Source organism: Allobosea sp. 01N443, from assembly GCF_056399325.1.
Genome location: NZ_JBFTRC010000023.1, coordinates 1 through 18,159, shown reverse-complemented (window position 1 = coordinate 18,159; position 18,159 = coordinate 1). Strand labels below are relative to the sequence as shown.

The 18,159-nt window shown below is 65.1% G+C and carries 14 protein-coding genes; 6 read left to right on the top strand and 8 right to left on the bottom strand.

Features of this window, described 5'->3' with window-relative positions; translation table 11 throughout:
* The first annotated feature begins 64 nt into the window (after positions 1–64).
* Positions 65–541 carry an Lrp/AsnC family transcriptional regulator gene (locus AC1DRP_RS09050; RefSeq protein WP_200878107.1) on the top strand — a complete coding sequence of 159 codons (477 nt, stop codon included), beginning with the start codon at positions 65–67 and terminating at the stop codon, positions 539–541.
* Positions 542–644: 103 nt separating this feature from the next.
* Here AC1DRP_RS09050 and AC1DRP_RS09045 read toward each other — a convergent pair whose 3' ends face one another.
* A complete protein-coding gene (locus AC1DRP_RS09045) occupies positions 645–1,520 on the bottom strand; it encodes a GNAT family N-acetyltransferase (protein ID WP_476768331.1) in 876 nt (291 codons plus the stop codon).
* Positions 1,521–1,725: 205 nt separating this feature from the next.
* Here AC1DRP_RS09045 and AC1DRP_RS09040 point away from each other — a divergent pair, with 205 nt between their 5' ends.
* Positions 1,726–3,003 (top strand): NAD(P)/FAD-dependent oxidoreductase, encoded by a 1,278-nt coding sequence (locus AC1DRP_RS09040; RefSeq protein WP_476768330.1) that lies wholly within the window; start codon positions 1,726–1,728, stop codon positions 3,001–3,003.
* Between the two features lie 207 nt (positions 3,004–3,210).
* Here the strand turns inward: AC1DRP_RS09040 and AC1DRP_RS09035 are convergent, their stop codons facing one another.
* The 4 genes from AC1DRP_RS09035 to AC1DRP_RS09020 all read right to left on the bottom strand — a co-directional run bounded on the left by AC1DRP_RS09035 (position 3,211) and on the right by AC1DRP_RS09020 (position 8,394).
* Entirely contained in the window at positions 3,211–4,683 is a 1,473-nt protein-coding gene (locus AC1DRP_RS09035) for an aldehyde dehydrogenase family protein (protein ID WP_476768329.1), read from the bottom strand.
* A gap of 5 nt (positions 4,684–4,688) precedes the next feature.
* Positions 4,689–5,357: a haloacid dehalogenase type II gene (locus AC1DRP_RS09030; protein ID WP_476768328.1), complete on the bottom strand. Its 669-nt coding sequence runs from the start codon at positions 5,355–5,357 to the stop codon at positions 4,689–4,691.
* Positions 5,358–5,557: 200 nt separating this feature from the next.
* Positions 5,558–6,880: an NAD(P)/FAD-dependent oxidoreductase gene (locus AC1DRP_RS09025; protein WP_476768327.1), complete on the bottom strand. Its 1,323-nt coding sequence runs from the start codon at positions 6,878–6,880 to the stop codon at positions 5,558–5,560.
* A 185-nt stretch (positions 6,881–7,065) separates the two neighbouring features.
* A complete protein-coding gene (locus AC1DRP_RS09020; protein ID WP_476768326.1) occupies positions 7,066–8,394 on the bottom strand; it encodes an NAD(P)/FAD-dependent oxidoreductase in 1,329 nt (442 codons plus the stop codon).
* A gap of 338 nt (positions 8,395–8,732) precedes the next feature.
* Here AC1DRP_RS09020 and AC1DRP_RS09015 point away from each other — a divergent pair, with 338 nt between their 5' ends.
* The 4 genes from AC1DRP_RS09015 to AC1DRP_RS09000 all read left to right on the top strand — a co-directional run bounded on the left by AC1DRP_RS09015 (position 8,733) and on the right by AC1DRP_RS09000 (position 12,700).
* Positions 8,733–10,421: a peptide ABC transporter substrate-binding protein gene (locus AC1DRP_RS09015; RefSeq protein WP_476768325.1), complete on the top strand. Its 1,689-nt coding sequence runs from the start codon at positions 8,733–8,735 to the stop codon at positions 10,419–10,421.
* A 33-nt stretch (positions 10,422–10,454) separates the two neighbouring features.
* Positions 10,455–11,234: an ABC transporter permease gene (locus AC1DRP_RS09010; RefSeq protein WP_476768324.1), complete on the top strand. Its 780-nt coding sequence runs from the start codon at positions 10,455–10,457 to the stop codon at positions 11,232–11,234.
* Positions 11,234–12,130, top strand: a complete 897-nt coding sequence (locus AC1DRP_RS09005) for an ABC transporter permease (RefSeq protein ID WP_476768323.1) — start codon at positions 11,234–11,236, stop codon at positions 12,128–12,130. The genes AC1DRP_RS09010 and AC1DRP_RS09005 overlap by 1 nt, the downstream gene beginning before the upstream one ends.
* Before the next feature lie 261 nt (positions 12,131–12,391).
* Positions 12,392–12,700, top strand: coding sequence for a hypothetical protein (locus tag AC1DRP_RS09000; protein WP_476768322.1), 309 nt, complete (start codon positions 12,392–12,394; stop codon positions 12,698–12,700).
* Between the two features lie 397 nt (positions 12,701–13,097).
* On the opposite strand, the gene AC1DRP_RS08995 is transcribed toward AC1DRP_RS09000, so the two are convergent.
* The 3 genes from AC1DRP_RS08995 to AC1DRP_RS08985 all read right to left on the bottom strand — a co-directional run.
* Entirely contained in the window at positions 13,098–13,772 is a 675-nt protein-coding gene (locus AC1DRP_RS08995) for an AroM family protein (protein WP_441505923.1), read from the bottom strand.
* 151 nt (positions 13,773–13,923) lie between these two features.
* Positions 13,924–15,594 (bottom strand): OPT/YSL family transporter, encoded by a 1,671-nt coding sequence (locus AC1DRP_RS08990; RefSeq protein WP_476768321.1) that lies wholly within the window; start codon positions 15,592–15,594, stop codon positions 13,924–13,926.
* Between the two features lie 57 nt (positions 15,595–15,651).
* On the bottom strand, positions 15,652–18,159 hold a 2,508-nt coding region (locus AC1DRP_RS08985; protein WP_476768320.1), incomplete at its 5' end, for a hydantoinase B/oxoprolinase family protein.

Here is an 18,159-nt window from a genome sequence, read left to right as displayed (position 1 = left end):
GGTGGCTCGCCGTTCGGGTTTGCGCGGGGAGGGCTGGGGTGAGGCTTTCGTGGTGACACCGGGCGTGCGGCTCGATCGCATCGACATGAAGATTCTGATTGAGCTCCAGAACAACGGCCGCGTGACGAATGTCACGCTGGCCGATGCGGTCGGCTTGTCTCCGAGCCCCTGTCTGCTGCGGGTGAAGCGGCTCGAACAAGCCGGCTTCATTTCCGGATATGGAGCCACGATCAATCTGCAGAAACTTGGTGAGACGATCACGGTCTTTACCGAGATCACGCTGGCGGACCATACGAAGGAATATTTCATCCGCTTCGAGACTGGCTTGCGTCGCGTCGACGAGGTGGTGGAATGCCATATGGTCAGCGGCGGCTATGACTATCTGGTCAAGTTCGTCACGCGCGGGCTGACGCATTACCAGTCGCTGATCGAGACGCTGCTCGATCGCAATCTCGGCATCTCGAAATACTTCAGCTACATCGTCATCAAGACGCCGATCCAGAAATCGGGCTATCCGCTGCCTGTGCTGTTCGACGTTTAAGGCATCGGCCGAAAAGTAGATTGCGGTTTTCGGAAAAGCCGATGCAAACACAGAAGGTTAGATCACCGGACGGGATACGATATCCGGTCCGATGATCTAACCGTCAACCCAGGGCCTGGTTGATCAGCCCGAAGGTGCGCATCGTGCCGCGCGCCGCATGATTGTTGCCGCGGATCATCGTCGTCACGGTGTCGTGGATCATCATGCCGCAGGATTCGAGGAAACCGCCGAACAAGCCCTGCTCCATCGCAGTGTCGACCCGGAGGAACTCGCCCTCATGTGCCTGGACATGGGGCCGGGTCAGAGCAATCGCCGCCATATCGTCCTCCGCCACGATCGGCCCGACGACATGGCCTCGCCCGAAGTGGCGGCACAGCGCGAAGCCGACGGCCTCTCCGTTGCGTTCGTGGATCGTCCCGATCGATTGCGGCATCAGGGCCTTGATCACCCGCGTCCGATCCGCGCCATAGGCCATCGCATCGAGACGGGCGATAGCGTCAAGATCATCCACAACCACTGGCCTTACCGAGATCGTGGAATCGGTGGCGGGGCCTGCATCCTCGACGCGGCCCTGATGCTGAAAGACACGGCCGATGGGCTCGAAGCCGAGCGAGCGGTAGAGCCGGTAGCCTTCGCGCGTCGAATTCAGGCGCAGATCGCGCTGCCCGGATTGTTCGAAGATCGTGTCCATCAGCCGCCGGCCCGCACCTCGCGCCTGGAGGCGGGGCGAGGTGATAACCATGCCGATCGTGGCGAAATGTTCGCCAAAGGGCCACCACATCGCTGTCCCGAGCGCACGACCGATCAGATCGCAGGCGATGAGGCCATATCCGACCTCGAATACCAGCCGCCAGTCCTCAGGGCGATGCGGCCAGGCGACGGCGATCGAGAGTTGGTGTGCCTGGCCGAGATCGGCCTCGGTCATCGCGCGGATATCGATCGCATAGTCAAGTGGGCGCTTGGCCGTTTTGTAATCCACCCCTGCGAGCCTCATCTGGAATGAAGCCCAAGTATAGGTGCGCCGCTGGCTTTCGAGAATAGTAAAATTCATACAATACATAGGCTTAGAATGTCGCATGCTCGGGCTTCCAAATCGGACCGCGTCTGGGCAACAGCTTGCGCAGACCGGTTCGCAACGCCTTTCCGGCCCTGACAGCCGGCGCTGACCCGCGGATCGATCGCTGATGAAACTCGAACCCTATTGGCTTGCGACGGCGCCGCGTTTTGGCGGAGGCGCCACAGGTCCGCTCGCAGGCACTGTCGATGTCGCCATCGTCGGCGGTGGCTTCACCGGGCTCTCGGCGGCCCTGGCCCTGGCAAAATCCGGCGCAAGCGTTGCGGTTCTGGAGGCGGGCCGTGTGATCGGCGAGGCGTCCGGGCGCAATGGCGGACACTGCAATAACGGGCTCGCCCATGATCTCGGCGGTCTCGCAGCCAGCCTGGGCCAGGACCGTGCCGTGGCGCTCTACCGGGCCTTCGATGATGCGGTCGATCAGGTGGAGAGGCTGGTCGCAAGCGAGGCGATCGATTGCGATTTTATCCGCACCGGCAAGATCAAGCTCGCGGCCAAGCCCGAGCACTTCGCCAAGTTGCAGAAGAGCGCGGAGTTGCTGTCGCGCACCGTCGAGCCTGATCTCACCGTGGTCCGGCCGGAAGATATCCGCCGGGAAATCGGTTCCGACGGATTCCATGGCGGACTGGTCTTCCCGCGCAGTGCCCACATGCATATGGGCCGTTTCGGTGTCGGGCTGGCCGATGCCGCTGCGCGGCGTGGCGCGAGCATCTATGAGAACGCTGCGGTGACGGAGCTTCACCGCCTCAAGGCGCGTGCGCACAGGGTCGTGACGAGCCGCGGCGAGATCGAGGCCGGGCAGGTGCTGCTTGCGACCGGGGCCTCCCGGCAGGGGCCGTTCGCCTGGCTCAGGCGGCGCATCGTGCCGGTGGGCAGCTTCATCATCGCCACCGCGCCGCTTTCGGCCGAACTTGCTGCATCGATCCTTCCGATGCGGCGCACCGCGACGACGACGAAGAATATCGGCAACTATTTCCGCCTCACGCCGGATAATCGCCTGATCTTCGGCGGCCGCGCCCGCTTCGCACTGTCGAGCCCGAAATCCGATGCCAAGAGCGGTGCGATTTTGCAGGCGCGGATGCTTGAACTCTTTCCGCAGCTTTCCGGCGTCCGCATCGACTATTGCTGGGGTGGTCTGGTCGACATGACCTCTGACCGGTTGCCGCGCGCCGGCGAGCGTGACGGCGTGTTCTATGCCCTGGGCTATAGCGGCCATGGCACCCAGATGTCGGTGCATATGGGCCAGATCATAGCCCGCGTCATGGGCGGGGACGTGAATGCGAATCCGCTGGCGGGGCTCGCCTGGCCCGCAGTGCCAGGCCATTTCGGTCCGCCCTGGTTCCTCCCCTTCGTCGGCGCCTATTACCGCTACCAGGACTGGCGTCACTGAGGAGGCGTCAACGAGAGGAGCCCCATCGAACACCCGGGCCTCCGCGTCGCGGCTTGTCGGGAATGATGATGAGGCTCGTGGATTCAGCCTGCCTGCTTCAGCATCGCTGAAGCAGGGGGGAAACCGTCGTCAGCTCGGGCCGGAATCGAGGCGATCGATCGGCTCCTTCCCGACCGCGCTCGGCTGCGCGCGAGTGGCCGTAAGCCTTCACGCACCGATGTCGATCAGCACGGTCTTGTGCCGCAGATTGGTCTCGACGGCTTGCCGGCCGAGATCCTTGCCGATGCCGGAGCTCTTGTACCCGCCGGTCGGCAGGATGAAGTCGAGCGTGCGGTTATAGCGGTTGATCCAGACCGTGCCCGCCTTGATCTGGCGTACGGCCCGCAGGCCTCGGCCGAGATCGGAGGTGTAGACGCCGGCCGCGAGCCCATACTCGGGGTGGTCGGCGAGGGCGAAGCCTTCCTCCTCGGTGTCGAAGCGCTGGATCGTCAGCACCGGGCCGAAGATCTCCTCACGCACCGCCGCGGTGTCCGCATCGACGCCTGTGAGCAAGGTCGGCTGATAGAAGGCTCCGCCGTGACCCTCGATCCTTCCTCCTCCCAACAGCACCTCGGCGCCCTGGGCGCGGCTGCGGGCCAGGATCGCATCGATGCGCCGGGCCTGGATCTCCGAGATGATCGGCGCAAAGCCCGTCGACGATTTCCAGGTCGGACCTGGCGCGATGCGCGAGAGCCGCGCCAGCAGAGCTGAGACCAGGGTATCAGTGGCCTGCCGCTGAACGATCAGCCGCGAACCCGCCACGCAGGCCTGGCCGGCATTGGCGAGGAGCGAGCTGGCTATGCAATCCGCTGCCTTGTCGAGATCGGCGTCAGCGAAGACGAGCTGCGGGCTCTTGCCGCCGAGCTCCAGTGTTACCGGCTTGATGCCGGTCTCGGCCGCGGCCTTCATCACGGCGATGCCCGTACGGGTGGAGCCGGTAAAGGAGAGTTTGGCGATGCCGGGGTGGCGGCTGAGTGCGTCGCCCGTCACCGCGCCCGTGCCCTGTACGACATTGAAGATACCGGGCGGAATTCCGGCCTCGACGGCGAGCTCAGCCAGCCTCACGGTCGAGAACGGCGTCAGTTCGGACGGTTTCAGGACGATCGCGTTGCCGGCGGCGAGCGCCGGGCCGACCTTCCAGCTGGCCATGCTGAGCGGGAAGTTCCAGGGCGTGATCGCCCCCACCACACCATAGGGCTCGGAGACGATCATGCCGAAATGGTCGGCCCGCGTCGCGGCGACGTCGCCGCCGAGCTTGTCCGCCCATTCGGCGAAGAAGCGGATGCCCTCGGCTGTGCTGGCGACGTCGCCGGTCACGGCCTGGGCAATCGGGCGTGTCGAGCCCAGCGCCTCCAGCCGGCCGAGTGCCTCGCTCTTCGCCTCGATCAACTCGGCCCAGCGCCGCATGGCACGCGCCCGGTCGCGCGGGGGCTGCGTCGCCCAGCCACTGCGCTTGACCGCATGCGTTGCGTCCTCGACAGCCCGATCAACAACCTCCGCCGATGCGACCGGCAGATCGGCATAGGTTACGGCGTCGGATGGTCGGGTGACGCTGATCCTTTCACCGGGGCCATCGATGTTGCTGCCGGCGATGAAATGGCCCGTGGCGAAGGCGATGGCGTCAGGGTCGAAATCGCGCATCGGCGTCAGAGCCCGAGCAGGCCTGGCAGGCCGCCGATGTCCTTGATTTCGCGGTAGCCGTAAGCTGGAATGCCGGGCTCGTGACCGCGATTGACGAAGACCCGCTGACCGATCTTCAGGTCGTAGGCGCTCATCAGGTCGTAGCGCAGACTGGACGAGCAATGCACGACGTCTTCAGGTCCGCAGCCCAGCATGTCGAACATGTATTCGAACGCCTGCAGGCGCGGCTTGTAGGCCTGCGCCTCCTCCGCGGTATAGGCCGCATGGAAGGGGGCGCCGAGTTTGACGACGGAGTGCGGAATCAGCTCCTTCATCGAATTCGAGAGGATGACGAGGGGGATCTCCCTGGCGACCTTGGCGAGGCCTGCCGGCACATCCGGGTGCGGGTTCCAGCTCGGAATCTCGTCGTAGATGGCCTGGGCGTCGGCCGGGTCGAACGTGATCTTCCAGGCTCTGCAACTGCGCTCCACCGAGTTATGGACCACTTCGATGAAGGGCTTCCAGGCGCCAAGGACCTCGTCCAGGCGAAACCCCCTGAAGCTCTCGCAGAAACCGTCCATGACCTCGGGGGACAGGCGTGCGCCATAGACGCGCCGCGCCGCCGGGCCCATTTCGAAATTGATCAGCGTGCCATAGCAATCGAAGGTCACGAATTTCGGCCGCAGGGTGCTCATCGCGTCTCTCGCCATCAGAAGTTGCCGCGCCAGCACGATCTGCCGCGTTGCATCCAAGACTAGGGCCGGTGTGCAGGCGCGGACTTGGAATTGCGTCCGGCCGAGCAAAGATTCTGCCGATCATCTGCCCCGGTTCAGCATGAATTGCCGCCGGCTGCAAAAGGCCGAATGAAGGGCTGTCCGACACCGACGGGCGATGTTCAGAATTCGCCGATCTCGCCCCGCGAGCCATCGATCAGGCGCGAATGCCGGAAGGGACGCGGGTCGACGATCGGTTTGTCCCCCACGGCGAGATCGGCCGCCAGATGGCCGGCCGCGGGCCCGAGTCCGAAGCCATGCCCGCTGAAACCGGCCGCCAGCACGAAGCCCTGCAGACCCGCGACGGGCGAGATCACCGGCACGGCGTCCGGCGTTGAATCGATATAGCTGCCCCAGCTCTCCCGGACGGCGACGTCTTGAAGTGCGGGGTAGAGCGCCCGTGCCCTTGCCAGCGTCAGCGCAACGGACCTGCGGCTCGGCACGGGATCGAGCACGCGGATGCGTTCGAAGGGAGTCTCCCTGTCGAAAGCCCAGCCTCCGAGCGCCTCCGGCCCCTCGAAGAAGGAGGTGCCGAGGCCGAACTCGACCGCTTTCAGCCGCTTGATGAACATCGGCAGGAACTCGCGCGCATAGCGCAGTCCCTGCGGCGTGACTTCAAGTGTGCCTTTGCCGCTGATCGCGATCGTGTAGCTGCCGTCGAGCCGACGCGTCAGGGCGCAGTCGGGGGTGTAGAGCGCATCGAGTAATCTGGGCGCGACTTCTGTCCGCAGAATGGTCGAGCGGATGCTCGCCTGCGGAAACCGGATGCCATGGCGCCGGCAGAAGGCTGATGCCCAGGCGCCGCCGGAAAGGATGACGGAGCGCGTTCGGATCAGGCCCTTCTCGGTGATCACGCCGGAGACCGCGCCATTCGTGACGTCGAGGCCGCGGGCAGCACAATCCTGATGGATGCTCGCACCCTGCGAACGGGCGCCTTCTGCGAGGACAGGTGCGGCGAGGGCAGGCTCAGCCTTGCCGTCGCTGACCGAATGGACCCCGCCGAGCCAGGAGTGGCCGGTGCCTGCCGTCATGGCGACTGCTTCGCTGCCGGAGAGCATGCGCGTATCGATGCCGAATTGCTGTGCGGTTCCGCGCCATTTGTCCCATTGCGCGATCTGGCCGGCATCATTGCTGGCATAGATCAGGCCGCTGCGCCTGAAGCCGATATCACTGCCGATGTCGCGGCTGAGCCCGTCCCAGAGCTCCATGGCGCGCATGGCGAGGGGCAGTTCGCGGGCGTCACGGTTCTGCTGCCGGCACCACCCCCAGTTCCGGCTCGATTGTTCGCCGCCGACGACGCCCTTCTCAAGGAGTGCTACGCTGTGCCCGCGCTTCGCCAGGAAATAGGCTGCTGCGCTGCCGACGATTCCGGCACCGATCACGATGATATCGGCCTGGGCCGGCAGGCGCGCATTGCTGGCGATGCGTTCAAGCGTCGGTGACATAGGCGGGGCGCTCCGGCAGGGTTTCGTCGCGACGTTAGCGACCGCGCTGCGGGCGGCATTGGATCATCTTTGCATCGGCGCCGGACTCAATGCCGCAGCGCGGTCTCGATGCCGATTGGCGGATGCAGCTATGGCAAGACCCAACCCCGATGCGGTGGCTTGTCTTCAAGACATTGAAAGGCGCGTCACATCATGCCGGGCTCGCCGAGATCGGTCCCGTCGATCATGCGGCTGTAGCGATAGGGGTGTGGATCGACGATGGGGGTGTCGTTGGCGACGATGTCGGCGGCAAGGCGCCCGGCGGCCGGGCCGATGCCGAAGCCGTGACCGCTATAGCCCGTAGAGATATAGAAGCCGGGCAGGGTCGCGACGCCGGAGATGACCGGAATCCAATCCGGGGTGAAGTCGACCAGCCCGCCATATTTATGCGCGATCTTCACATTGGCGAGCTGCGGATAGAGTTGCCCAAGCCGTGTCAGGGCAAAGCTGATCAGCTCCTCCTGTGCCGGCGGATCGAAGGTGCGGATTCGCTCGAAGGGCGAGATGCCATCGTTGCTCCAGCGGGAGATCGCCTCCGGCCCGGCGAAGAAGGACCGGCCAGCCCGGATGGTCAGGCCCCAGCGCCGCTTCTTGAAGGTCCGCCAGAACTGTTGGGCGTAGAGCATGCCCTGCGGAGTGAGTTCGAGCAGGCCGCGTCCGCTGATGCCGACGGTATAACCGCCATCGATCCGGCGTCGGAAGGTGAGATCGGGCATGGACAGCCCGCCCTCGATCACCTGCGGCGCGGCCTCCGTGAAAAAGGAGGTGGAGCGCACGCCCGCCTGCGGCAGCTTGAGGCCGTGATGGCGGCAGAACATCGAGCTCCAGGCCCCGCCGGCGCAGAGCACTGCGCTGGTCCGGATCGTGCCCTTTTCGGTGACGACCGCCGAAACCCTGCCTCCCTCGGTCTCCAGTCCGCGTGCGGCGCAGCTCTGATGAATGGTCGCCCCCCGCTTGCGCGCCCCTTCGGCGATGGCCGGGGTCGCCAGCGCGGGCTCGGCCCGCCCGTCGGTCGGCGAATGCACTCCGCCGATCCAGTTCTCCGTACTGCCCGGAGACATGGCCTTGGCCTCGGCAGCCGTCAGCATCCGGCTATGCATCTGATACTCGCGGGCGCGGTCGGCCCAGTTCGACCAGATATCGAGATCGGATTGTTTGGTCGTCACATAGAGCAGCCCGGTGCGGCGGAAGCCCGTCTCGGCTCCGAGTTCTTCGTTCAACCCGTTCCACATCTCGACGGCGCGCTGGGCCAGCGGCAATTCGCGCAGGTCGCGATTCTGCTGGCGGCACCAGCCCCAGTTCCGGCTCGACTGTTCGCCGGCGAGGTGCCCCTTCTCAACCAGTGCGACCGAATGCCCCTTCTTTGCCAGCTCATAGGCCGCGCTCGTGCCGGCGATGCCACCGCCAATGACCACCACATCGGCAGATTTCGGCAGAAACTCGTCGCTACGGACGCGGGTGACCGGAGGAGACATAGGCTGGCTTTCCTTGCGCTGCGGGACCGCTCCGCGCGGGCAACGACCAATCCATCCGCACGGCCGATCCGATTTGATCGGCTCGATAAGACCCGATCCGGTGCAGAACCCTATGCCAAAGGCGGTGGTTGAATCGGCAGATTATGCCCGGCCGGGCGCCGTGATCGGCATACGAGGCGGGTGGGTGCAGGCCTAACCTAGGCACGCGGTTGAAGGACCGGCCGCGCCCGCGAACGACCCGACGGATGAAGCGGGCGGCGTGGATGCGCGATCGTTTCCGCCTGAATTGCCCGGGGCGCCCGGGACTTCCGCAAAACAAGCAAAAGAGGGGTTACCGGATGATAAAGCACTCCGACGGAACGACCCGTTCGGCTTTCCCGATGCCGGCATTGCATCGCCGCCAGTTTCTCGCGCTCGGAGCGGGCGGCCTGCTGGCCGCCTCGGGGGTTGGAGCCAGCGCCCAGACCAAGCCTGCTCCGCCACCGCCCGCTAAACCGACCGGCCAGGTCGTCGTTGGCCTGTCGCAGGAGCCGACAGCATTCAACCCGCTCATGCCTGGCATCGAGGTCGACGAGACCGTCTGGATGCAGGTCTTCAATACGATGTGGCTCGCCGACCCTCAGGGCAACCTGATGCCCGATCTCGCAACCGAGGTGCCGAGCGAGGCCAATGGGGGCATCTCGGAAGGTGGCCTGGCCTGGAAAGTCAAACTGCGCGAGGGCATCACCTGGCATGACGGGACGCCCTTCACGGCCGAGGACGTGAAATACACGCTGGAGCTGATCAATGCGCCGGGCTTCAAGAGCCGCACCCGGGTCGGCCATGCGCTGGTCAAGGACATCGTGGTCAAGGGACCGCATGAGATCTCCTGGCGCATGGAGAAGGCCTACGCGCCCTATCTCGCGCTGCTCTCCAACACCTTCATCGTGCCCAAGCATCTGCTTGAGAAAGCCAGCGACCCGAATACCGCACCCTTCAACGGCGCGCCGGTCGGTACCGGGCCCTTCAAATGGGGGCAGCGCACGCCGGGCGACAACATCACGCTCGTCGCCAATGAGCGTTATCACGGCAAGGGCCCCTATCTGGAGAAGGCTGTCCTCAAATATGTGCCGGACCAGACGGCTCTCTATGCACAGTTCCGCACGGGACAGGTCGACCTCATTATCGGCACTGGCATCCCGGCGAATTTCTATGCCGAGGCCGTGAAGCTGCCGGGCCGCAAGATCGTGAAGATCCCGAACGCCTCGCTCGAAATCCTGATGCCCAATCTCGAGCATCCGGCCTTGTCCGAGAAGGCGGTGCGCCAGGCTCTCTACGCCTCGATCAACAAGCAGGCGATCATCGACGTCATCTTCTATGGCCTGCACAAGCCGACGGAGTCCTTCGCGCCTCAGGAATCCTGGGCCTACAATCCCAACCTGCCGCAGCAGAGCTACGACCTCACCAAGGCTAACAAGCTGCTCGACGACGCTGGCTGGAAACGCAGCGGCAGCGGCGTTCGCATGAAGAACGGCGTGCCGCTTGAGTTCGCGGTCTCGACGACGACCGGCGCCTCGCTACGCGAGCAGTGCCAGCAACTGATGATGCAGGACTGGCAGCAGGTCGGCGTTTCCATGAAGATCAACAACATGCCGGCCGCGGTGATCTGGGGCGAGTTCTATACGCGCTCGAAGTTCCAGTCGCTGCTGGTCGGCACCGCCTTCCGCACCGTGATCGATCCCGATCCGGCCTCGCGCTTCGCCTCTGATGCAATACCCGCCAAGAACGGCAGTGGCGCCAACCAGATGCAGTGGCAGAATGCCGAAGTCGACAAGCTGCTGAAGGAGGGCCAGGAAACCTTCGATCAGGCCAAGCGCAAGGCCGTCTACTGGAAATTGCAGGAAATCGTCCGCGAGGAACTGCCGATCCTGCCGATCTACCAATATGTTCCGGTCGAGGGCTACAAGGAAGGGCTCATCGGCTACGAGCCCAATATCAATGCCCGCCAGAATACCTGGAACATGGGCAGCTGGTACTGGGCGCGCTGAGACCATGAACGGCCCCCCCGGGAACACGGCGCCATGAGCACCTTTCTCGTGCGACGGCTGCTGCAGGCGCTCGTGCTGCTGCTCATCGTCTCGATAATCGGCTTTGCGATCCTGCACCTGGCTCCGGGCGGGCCGCTCTCGCAGTTCGCCGCCGGCGGCGACATGACCCAGGCCGATCTCGACCGCATCGCTGAACAGCTCGGCCTCAACCGCCCGCTGCCGCTGCAATATGCGGAATGGCTCTGGCGCATGCTGCGCGGCGACTGCGCGATGATCGCGCTCTCGATCCCGACCTTCTGGTTCGGCCTTGTCATCATCTATGTCTTCTCGGTCGGGCTCGGCTGGCTACCTGCCGGCAACCGCTACACCATCGGCGATGGTTCGGTGCTCAACCGGATCCATCATCTGATCGGGCCCTGCATCGTGCTCGCGCTGGTCTCGACGGCGGTCTGGAGCCGCTACATGCGCTCCTCGATGCTTGAGGTCGTCAATCAGGACTATATCCGCACCGCCCGGGCCAAGGGCGTGCCGGAGCGCCAGGTCCTGCTGCGGCACGCCCTTCGCAATGCGCTGCTGCCAATGATCACCATCACCGGCCTGCATGTGCCGACATTGCTTTCGGGCGCACTGGTGACCGAGACCGTCTTCACCTGGCCGGGCATGGGGAGGCTCTTCCTCGACTCGATCAGCTATCGCGACTATCCGACCGTGATGGGCATCCTGATGTTCACCGCCGTCCTGGTGTTGCTCGGCAGTCTGATCGCCGACCTGCTCTATGGTCTCGCCGATCCGCGGATTGCGAGGAATGGCTGATGAGCACTGATCTCACCGGCGTCACCGAAGTCCGGATCGCAGCTTCGCCATTCGTCTGGAACAGCCCCGGCTTTCGCCGTTTCCGCCGGCACCGGCTGGCGGTTTTCGGAGCGGTGGCAATCGTGGCGATGACGCTCGCCTGCATCTTCGGGCCGATGCTGCTGCCCTATAGCGACACGTTCATCGACATCCGGCAGCGCTTCGCGCCACCCTTCTCGGGCCCGCATGTACTCGGCACCGATCCTCTCGGGCGCGATATCCTGGCCCGCCTGCTAATGGCCGGGCGGATTTCACTCGCAGTGGGCTTTTCCGCCATGCTGATCAGCATGGCGATCGGCATCTGCATCGGCATGATCGCCGGATTCTACGAAGGTGCGGTCGGGGCTGCCCTGATGCGCTTCGTCGACGCGATGCTGTGCTTCCCCTCGATCTTCCTGCTGCTTGCTGTTTCGGCCCTGATCTTGCCGTCGGTGCCCTCGATCGTCATGCTGATCGCTATGACCTCGTGGATGGAGGTGGCGCGGGTCGTCGAGGCTCAGATAAGATCGCTCCGCACCCGCGATTATGTGGTTGCAGCGGTCGCGATGGGCGCCAGCAACGGCCGCATCATGTTTCGTCAGCTGCTGCCGAACGCGATCGCACCGATCGTCGTTGCCGCGACGTTGAACGTCGCCCATGCGATCCTGGCCGAGAGCTATATCAGCTTCCTCGGCTACGGCATCCAACCGCCGACTCCAAGCTGGGGCAATATGYTGGAGAACGCCCAAAGCTATCTCACCAGCGCGCCATGGCTTGCGATCCTGCCCGGGGCGGCGATCACGCTCGCCGTTACGAGCTTCAACTTCGTTGGAGACGGTTTGCGCGACGCGCTCGATCCCAGAATGGACTTGCCGTGACGTCGCGTGCTGCCCTTCTCGAAAGGGGGGAGGGGCATTGCTGCGGGCTGCACAGAGTGTGGGACGGTGGCACGTGCCTCTCTGTTAGGTTGTACCCTTTCCGAGAGGCGTTCCTGGGCGTGCCTCTGTGCTGAGATGACGCGCGGATTTTGCTTGCCTGGTGCCCTGGAAGAGCGCTCACTGCATCGCCGCTTCCGTTCAACCTGAACCGAGAGCGGGCCGCGGTGCCGGGTTGGCGCCGGTCAAGGCTGGAAGCTCGTCGTGCAAAGCGAACGCCAGGTCACCTGGCTTCAGGGCAAGGGCCAGATCATCTGGCGCGACGGTACGCGCCAGCCTGTATCTTACAGTTTCGAAACATCCCGGAACGCGAACGGCAGATGCCGCGGGCATTTCGACCTCGATCTACGTCAGGTCGCACCCTTGCTGCTCTCCTATGAGATCAGGCTGCTCTGCGAGGACGGGCATGTCGTGAACCTTGCGATCACCGATCATTGCAGCGACGGGRCTACCTTCGTGGGCAGCCTCCTCGACGAGCGCTGCGAGAGCGAGGAGTTGCTCCATGACCGGTAACTAAGGGAAGGCTGATGTGATCAGCCTGAATTTTGACTTCCGCGACAGATCCGGTCTCGGAACTTACCAGATCCCTCGGGTGCTGCCAGCGGGCGAAATCAGGCACCGACAAGACCGGGTGCGGGGCTCCGATGGCCACGAGCGGGCGATCGAAGAGCATCGGATCCGGRCCGGCGTCACGCAGAAGAACCACTTCGGCAATCTGAAATAATCGAACGAGCCCTGACCGGTCGGAGGAGCGGCTCAAGGCGAGGCGCCAGACGCCGTCTTCCGTTTGCCGTTCAGAAGCACCGGCGCAAGGGCGGGTGTGGCCGATGTCAGGCCAGTCCCTGCGTCCTCCCGGAACTCCATTGCATGGCGATCTGCCCGAGATTGGGGCCGAGCGTGACGGGCGTGCTCAGACGATCTCGGAAACGAGCTTGCCGATCAGGCTGTTGGAGAGGATCACAGGCAGCTTCGCGGCTTCCGCGGCCTCGCGGCGATGAGCCTCGACGAAACCCATGCAGTCCATCAGCAGAACCTTAGCACCGCGCCTGGCGAGGTCGCGGGCCGCCTCGGACAGGTTGGAACCAGGCCCGCCATAGGGCGAGGCCGCAGCATAGAGCGGTTTGCGATCAAGCCCGGCCCATTTCCCGGCCTCGCTTGCGATCTGTTCGGCGAGCGGCACGATGATGCCGAGTTGCGCGCCCGGGGTGAGGGCGGCGACCGTTGGCGGCAGGATCCGATCAGGTTCGATCAGTTGCGCCCTGTCTGCCGCCAGGGTCTCGAAATGGCCGGTGCAGAGCATCAGGATCGTGCTGCAGCCCTCGGCTTCCAGCATGGCGATCTTGGCCTGCGCCGCAGCTTCGGTGCGGCTCCTGTCGATGATGACTGAGCTGCCGTCCAGCAGCTTGGTGATCAGCACGGCAGCTCCGGCGCGAGGGCCGAAGTCGCGCTCGATCTCGGCCTTGCTCCGCCCGTCCAGCACACCCGCATGGCGGCGCGGCAGGTCGGAGCCGATCACCGCGTCGAGAATGGGCGTGATGTCGGAGCGCGGCGCCTGGCCGATGGTCAGGGTTCCGAGTTTGCGCATGCGAGGCCGTCCTCTGTCGAATGGGACGCCCGTGCCGTTTCCGGCACGGGCGCTGAGATCATCGATCGGATCTCGTTTCCGGTCCGATGATCCAGCTCTGTGTTCGCATCGGCCGTCCCGAAAACCGCGAAGCAGTTTTCGGGCCGTTGCTTTAGCGCCTGAAGTTCTTGATCACCGAGTCGAAGAAGCTGAAGATCGCGTCTCCGGCGATGATGCCGGCGGCGAAGACCTCCATGTCCCCTTCGCCTGTGCTGCCGCGCAGCTTCTCCCAGACAAGCCGGCAGACGATGCCGGCCAGGACGGCCCACCCCGCCATCGGGAAGCTGATGAGCAGGCCGGTGGCGAAGAGCACGCCGATCTGGCGCTTCGGGCCGCCGATGAACTGCAGGATCGCGCCCGGGATCGCCCAGAGGAAGAGCTGCCAGGCGACGCCTGGCGCCACGCCGGCCTTGATCGTCGCGGCATAGACCTTGTTCACGGGGGCGACGAGGTTCTGGTCGAAATAGGACTGGTAGGAGACCAGCACCACCGCACCGGCGATGACGAAGGCGAACATCGCAGCAAAGAGCTGCTGCCGACGGCCGTCGCGCTCGAAGGCGGGATCGGCGCCGTTGCCGCGCAGGATGTACCCGGCCTTCAGATCATAGCCCATGTCGGCGAAGGCAGGCCCCGTCGCGGCGGAGAAGCCAACGAGCAACGCAAGCGCCGGCATCGGGAAGCCGATCAGCATGCCGATGATCAGCGTGATCAGTGCGACGGCGAAGGCCGGGAACCAGCCAGAGTGCATCGCGGCGAGGCCGACGATGAGCTCATGCACATAGGCCGCGAAGGCGGCATAGAGCACGAACAGGATCAACATCCCGATCGACATATCGCTCATCAGGCCGCCGACCAGCGCGATGAAGACCGCGATCACGAGATAGGCAATGGTGCCGAGACCGAGCGCGCGCCTGACTTCCGCATCGGAAACGCCGGAGGCCGCCTCGGCCAGCTTCTGGGCTTCGCTGCGCCTGAACAGGAGCTGCGCGACCTGAAACAGGGCAATCAGCCCTGCGCCGATCATGAAGCCGTGCGGGATATAGGCCGCCATCAGATCGCCCTTCGGGATGATCTCGGCGAAGAGCGGGCCGCCGAAGAGCTGGCTGGAATAGCCGCGCAGCAGCAGGCCGACGCCGAACATCGAGAGCGCCCAGATATTGCCGATGAAGGCGACGCCGAAGGCGGACATCGGAATGCCGGAGACCGCCGTCGAGCCGACAAAGCCGATGGCCGCGAGCGGCACCTTGACGAAGGAGACCAGGATGCCGGTGACGAAGCCGACCCCCATCAGCACCGCCTTGCGTCCGCCCTCGTCGCCGGCCTTGATCGCTTCGGCGGCGGCAACGCCCGGGGGCCAGGCACCGGTCGCCGGAAACACCCGGGAATCGAACATCCGGTAGAGCAGGTAGGCGTCGAGCAGCATCGCCGCGAAGGCGCCTGCCAGCATCGGCAGCACCAGATCGGAGCGACCAAGCAGGAAGGGAATGCCGATCGGCAGCAGCAGGCTGTTGGCAGCCCCGAATGTCGCGGACGAGATCGCGCTCTGAGCCAGATTCTGAACATGGATCGAGCGGTAGCGCGTGAACATCGCTATCGGCACGCGCGCAAGCGCCATGGCGGCGAGCGCCCCGATTAGCGATGTGTTTGCCGTGATGCCCAGGGAGACCAGAAGCTGCATGCCAATGATCGCGCCAAAGACGCAAAGAATGGCGATCAGCACCAGCGTCCCGGGCTCGAACAGGCTCGGGTGCCGCTGAGGCACTCCTTTCGGTTGGTCCTTCATGCCTCAGTCCCCGTTATTGGCCCCTGGAGGGGCAGATGTGCTTGTTGATGTCAGTCGTCAGGCAACAAGGATGCCGGCCTTGGCCTCGCCGACGTCGTGCGTCGCATGGCCGGTCTGGACCCCGTAGTCGCGCTTGGCGGCCTCCGGTGAGACGAGGCCGAGTGCGATGTCGCGGGCGATGGCGTCGCGGGAGCGCTCCGCCGCCGCGCCGTAGCCGGCGCCGCCGGCGAGCACGAGTTCCACGATCTCATGGGGATGCTTGACCTGGACGAGGTCGCCCGTCCCGACATCCTTCAGGACATGGCCCTGCTCATCGATGACCCGCCCTGATGCTCCGCCGCCGGCCTTGCCGCCGAACAGGCCCGGGATCGGGTTGTTGACGCCTTCCGGATAGAGCGAGACCAGCGTCGGGAGACCGTCATCGGAGAGCTTGCGCAGGCGGACGCGCTGGCCGAGGCCGCCGCGATGCTCGCCGGCACCGCCGGAGTCGGTGAGATAGGTCTTCTCCACGACCAGCACCGGCACGCGCGCCTCGAAGGTCTCGATCGAGGTGTTGGCGGCCGAGGTCGGATAGAGAAGGCCGGACTTGCCGTCGCCATGGGCCGAGCCGCCCTGGCCGCCGCCGACGAAAAGCATGTCGGAATAGGTATCACCCGCCTGGTCCCGGCCATAGACGCTCGCCGCCACCGGTAGTCCGGTGAAGGCCTGGACCTGGTTCGGAGCGGCCTGTGACAGGGCGCGGAAGATGTTCGGCGCGATGTACCAGCCGGTGCGCGTCCGCAGGTTGACCGCGAGCGGCTTGTCGCAGTTCAGGATCGAGCCCTTCGGCGCGTCGATCGAGAAGGCGCGATAGCAGCCGGCATTGCCGCGGACATTCGGCGTCAGCATGCATTTCAGCGGGTAGGTCGCATGCGCCATTGTGTAGTTCAGGGTGCAGTTGAGCCCGCCCTGCGGCAGCTGCGGTGGGGCGCCGTCAAAGTCGAGATGGATCGTGTCGCCCTTGACCGTCAGCGCCAGCGGATAGGTCATCGGCGTGCCGAGCGGGTTGTTCGAGACGGTGCCGTGATAGGTCCCGTCCGGCAACGCGGCGATGGCCTCGCGCATGGCCTTCTCGGAACGGTCCTGCACCACCGAGGCGAGGGCGCGCAGATCCTGCATGCCGTAATCGCTCAGGAAGGACTGCAGGCGCTCGGCGCCGATCGCATTGGCCGCGACGAACGAGTGCAGATCGCCGAGAACCTGCTCGGAATTGCGGACGTTCTCGCCCAGCAGGCGGACGAGTGTCTCGTTGATCCGGCCAGCCTCGTAGAGCTTCATCGGCGGGATCTGGAAACCTTCCTCGTAGATCTCGCGGGCCCTGAGGCTGTCCTTGGTGCCGCCGATATCGGAGACATGGCCGACAGTGCCCATCAGTCCGACGACGCGGTCGCCCAGGAACACCGGCGTGACCACGGCAATGTCGAAGAGATGGCCGGCGCAGAGCCAGGGATCATTGGTGATCAGAACGTCGCCGGGCTTCAGGGTGTCGGCCGGATAGCGCTCGAGCAGCGCCTTGACGGCGCGCGGCAGGGTCAGGTTGAACACCGGCATGGCGCGTGGCGAATGAGCCAGCGTCTCGCCMTCGGGGTCGAGCAGCTCGCAGGCAAAATCCTGCGCTTCGGAGATCACCAGCGAGAAGGCCGTGCGGCAGACGGTCAGCCACATCTCCTCGACGACGTTGACGAGGCGGCTCCACATGATCTCCAGCGAGATCGGGTCGGCCTCGATCCGGCGCGCGGCCTCAGCCAGCGGCATGTCGGCGCTGATCGTGGTCTCGGCGGCGCTGGCCCGCCCGACGCTGACCAGCAGGTTAAGTACCTGGTCGATCGCAACCGTATCCCCGGGAGGAACGATGGTCGTCGCTTCGCGCTCCTCGATGATCGCGGGACCCTTGATGGAGTCGCCCGGCCGCAGCGCGTAGCGATCATAGACGGTCGCCTCGCTCCAGCCGCTCTCGAACCAGGCCTGGCGAGTGCCCTTCACCTTGGTGCCGGCATCGCCGCCGCCGGCCGCGCCGGAGAGCGAGAGGCTCGGCACCGGACCGGCGCAGCGGACGCGGAAGTTGATCGCCTCGAGACGGGCGCCCTCGTAGACCGAGGTGTAGCGCGCCGAATAGGTGGTGGCGAAGGCAGCGCGGATGGCGTCCAGGCTCGATGTATCGATCGTGCCGGCCGGCAACGTCACCGCGATATCGTGCATCTGGCCGACGAGGCGCATATCGGCCGAGCGCTCGACCGTGATGTCGGCTGGCTTCACGCCGGCCTCGAGCAGGTGCTTGCGGCCCTGCGCCTCCAGCTCGCTGAGCACGGTGTTGACGGCCTGGGCGTCAAAGCCCTCCGAGAACTCGACCGGCAGCGACTGCACCATGTCGAAGGAGAGCGGCGCGGCGAGAAAGCCGAGCGCCGAAGCCGCGCCGGAGGCCGGCGGAATGATGACCTGCCGGACGCCGAGCACGCGGGCGACATCGACGGCGTGCGCCGGGCCCGCCCCACCGAAGCCGACCATGGCGTAGTGACGCGGATCCTT

Excerpts from the sequence above, each read along its gene's own strand:
- AC1DRP_RS09040 (WP_476768330.1), top strand. The coding sequence starts at position 1,726 with ATGAAACTCGAACCCTATTGGCTTGCGACGGCGCCGCGTTTTGGCGGA.
- AC1DRP_RS09035 (WP_476768329.1), bottom strand. The coding sequence starts at position 4,683 with ATGCGCGATTTCGACCCTGACGCCATCGCCTTCGCCACGGGCCATTTC.
- AC1DRP_RS09030 (WP_476768328.1), bottom strand. The coding sequence starts at position 5,357 with ATGAGCACCCTGCGGCCGAAATTCGTGACCTTCGATTGCTATGGCACG.
- AC1DRP_RS09025 (WP_476768327.1), bottom strand. The coding sequence starts at position 6,880 with ATGTCACCGACGCTTGAACGCATCGCCAGCAATGCGCGCCTGCCGGCC.
- AC1DRP_RS09020 (WP_476768326.1), bottom strand. The coding sequence starts at position 8,394 with ATGTCTCCTCCGGTCACCCGCGTCCGTAGCGACGAGTTTCTGCCGAAA.
- AC1DRP_RS09015 (WP_476768325.1), top strand. The coding sequence starts at position 8,733 with ATGATAAAGCACTCCGACGGAACGACCCGTTCGGCTTTCCCGATGCCG.
- AC1DRP_RS09010 (WP_476768324.1), top strand. The coding sequence starts at position 10,455 with ATGAGCACCTTTCTCGTGCGACGGCTGCTGCAGGCGCTCGTGCTGCTG.
- AC1DRP_RS08995 (WP_441505923.1), bottom strand. The coding sequence starts at position 13,772 with ATGCGCAAACTCGGAACCCTGACCATCGGCCAGGCGCCGCGCTCCGAC.
- AC1DRP_RS08990 (WP_476768321.1), bottom strand. The coding sequence starts at position 15,594 with ATGAAGGACCAACCGAAAGGAGTGCCTCAGCGGCACCCGAGCCTGTTC.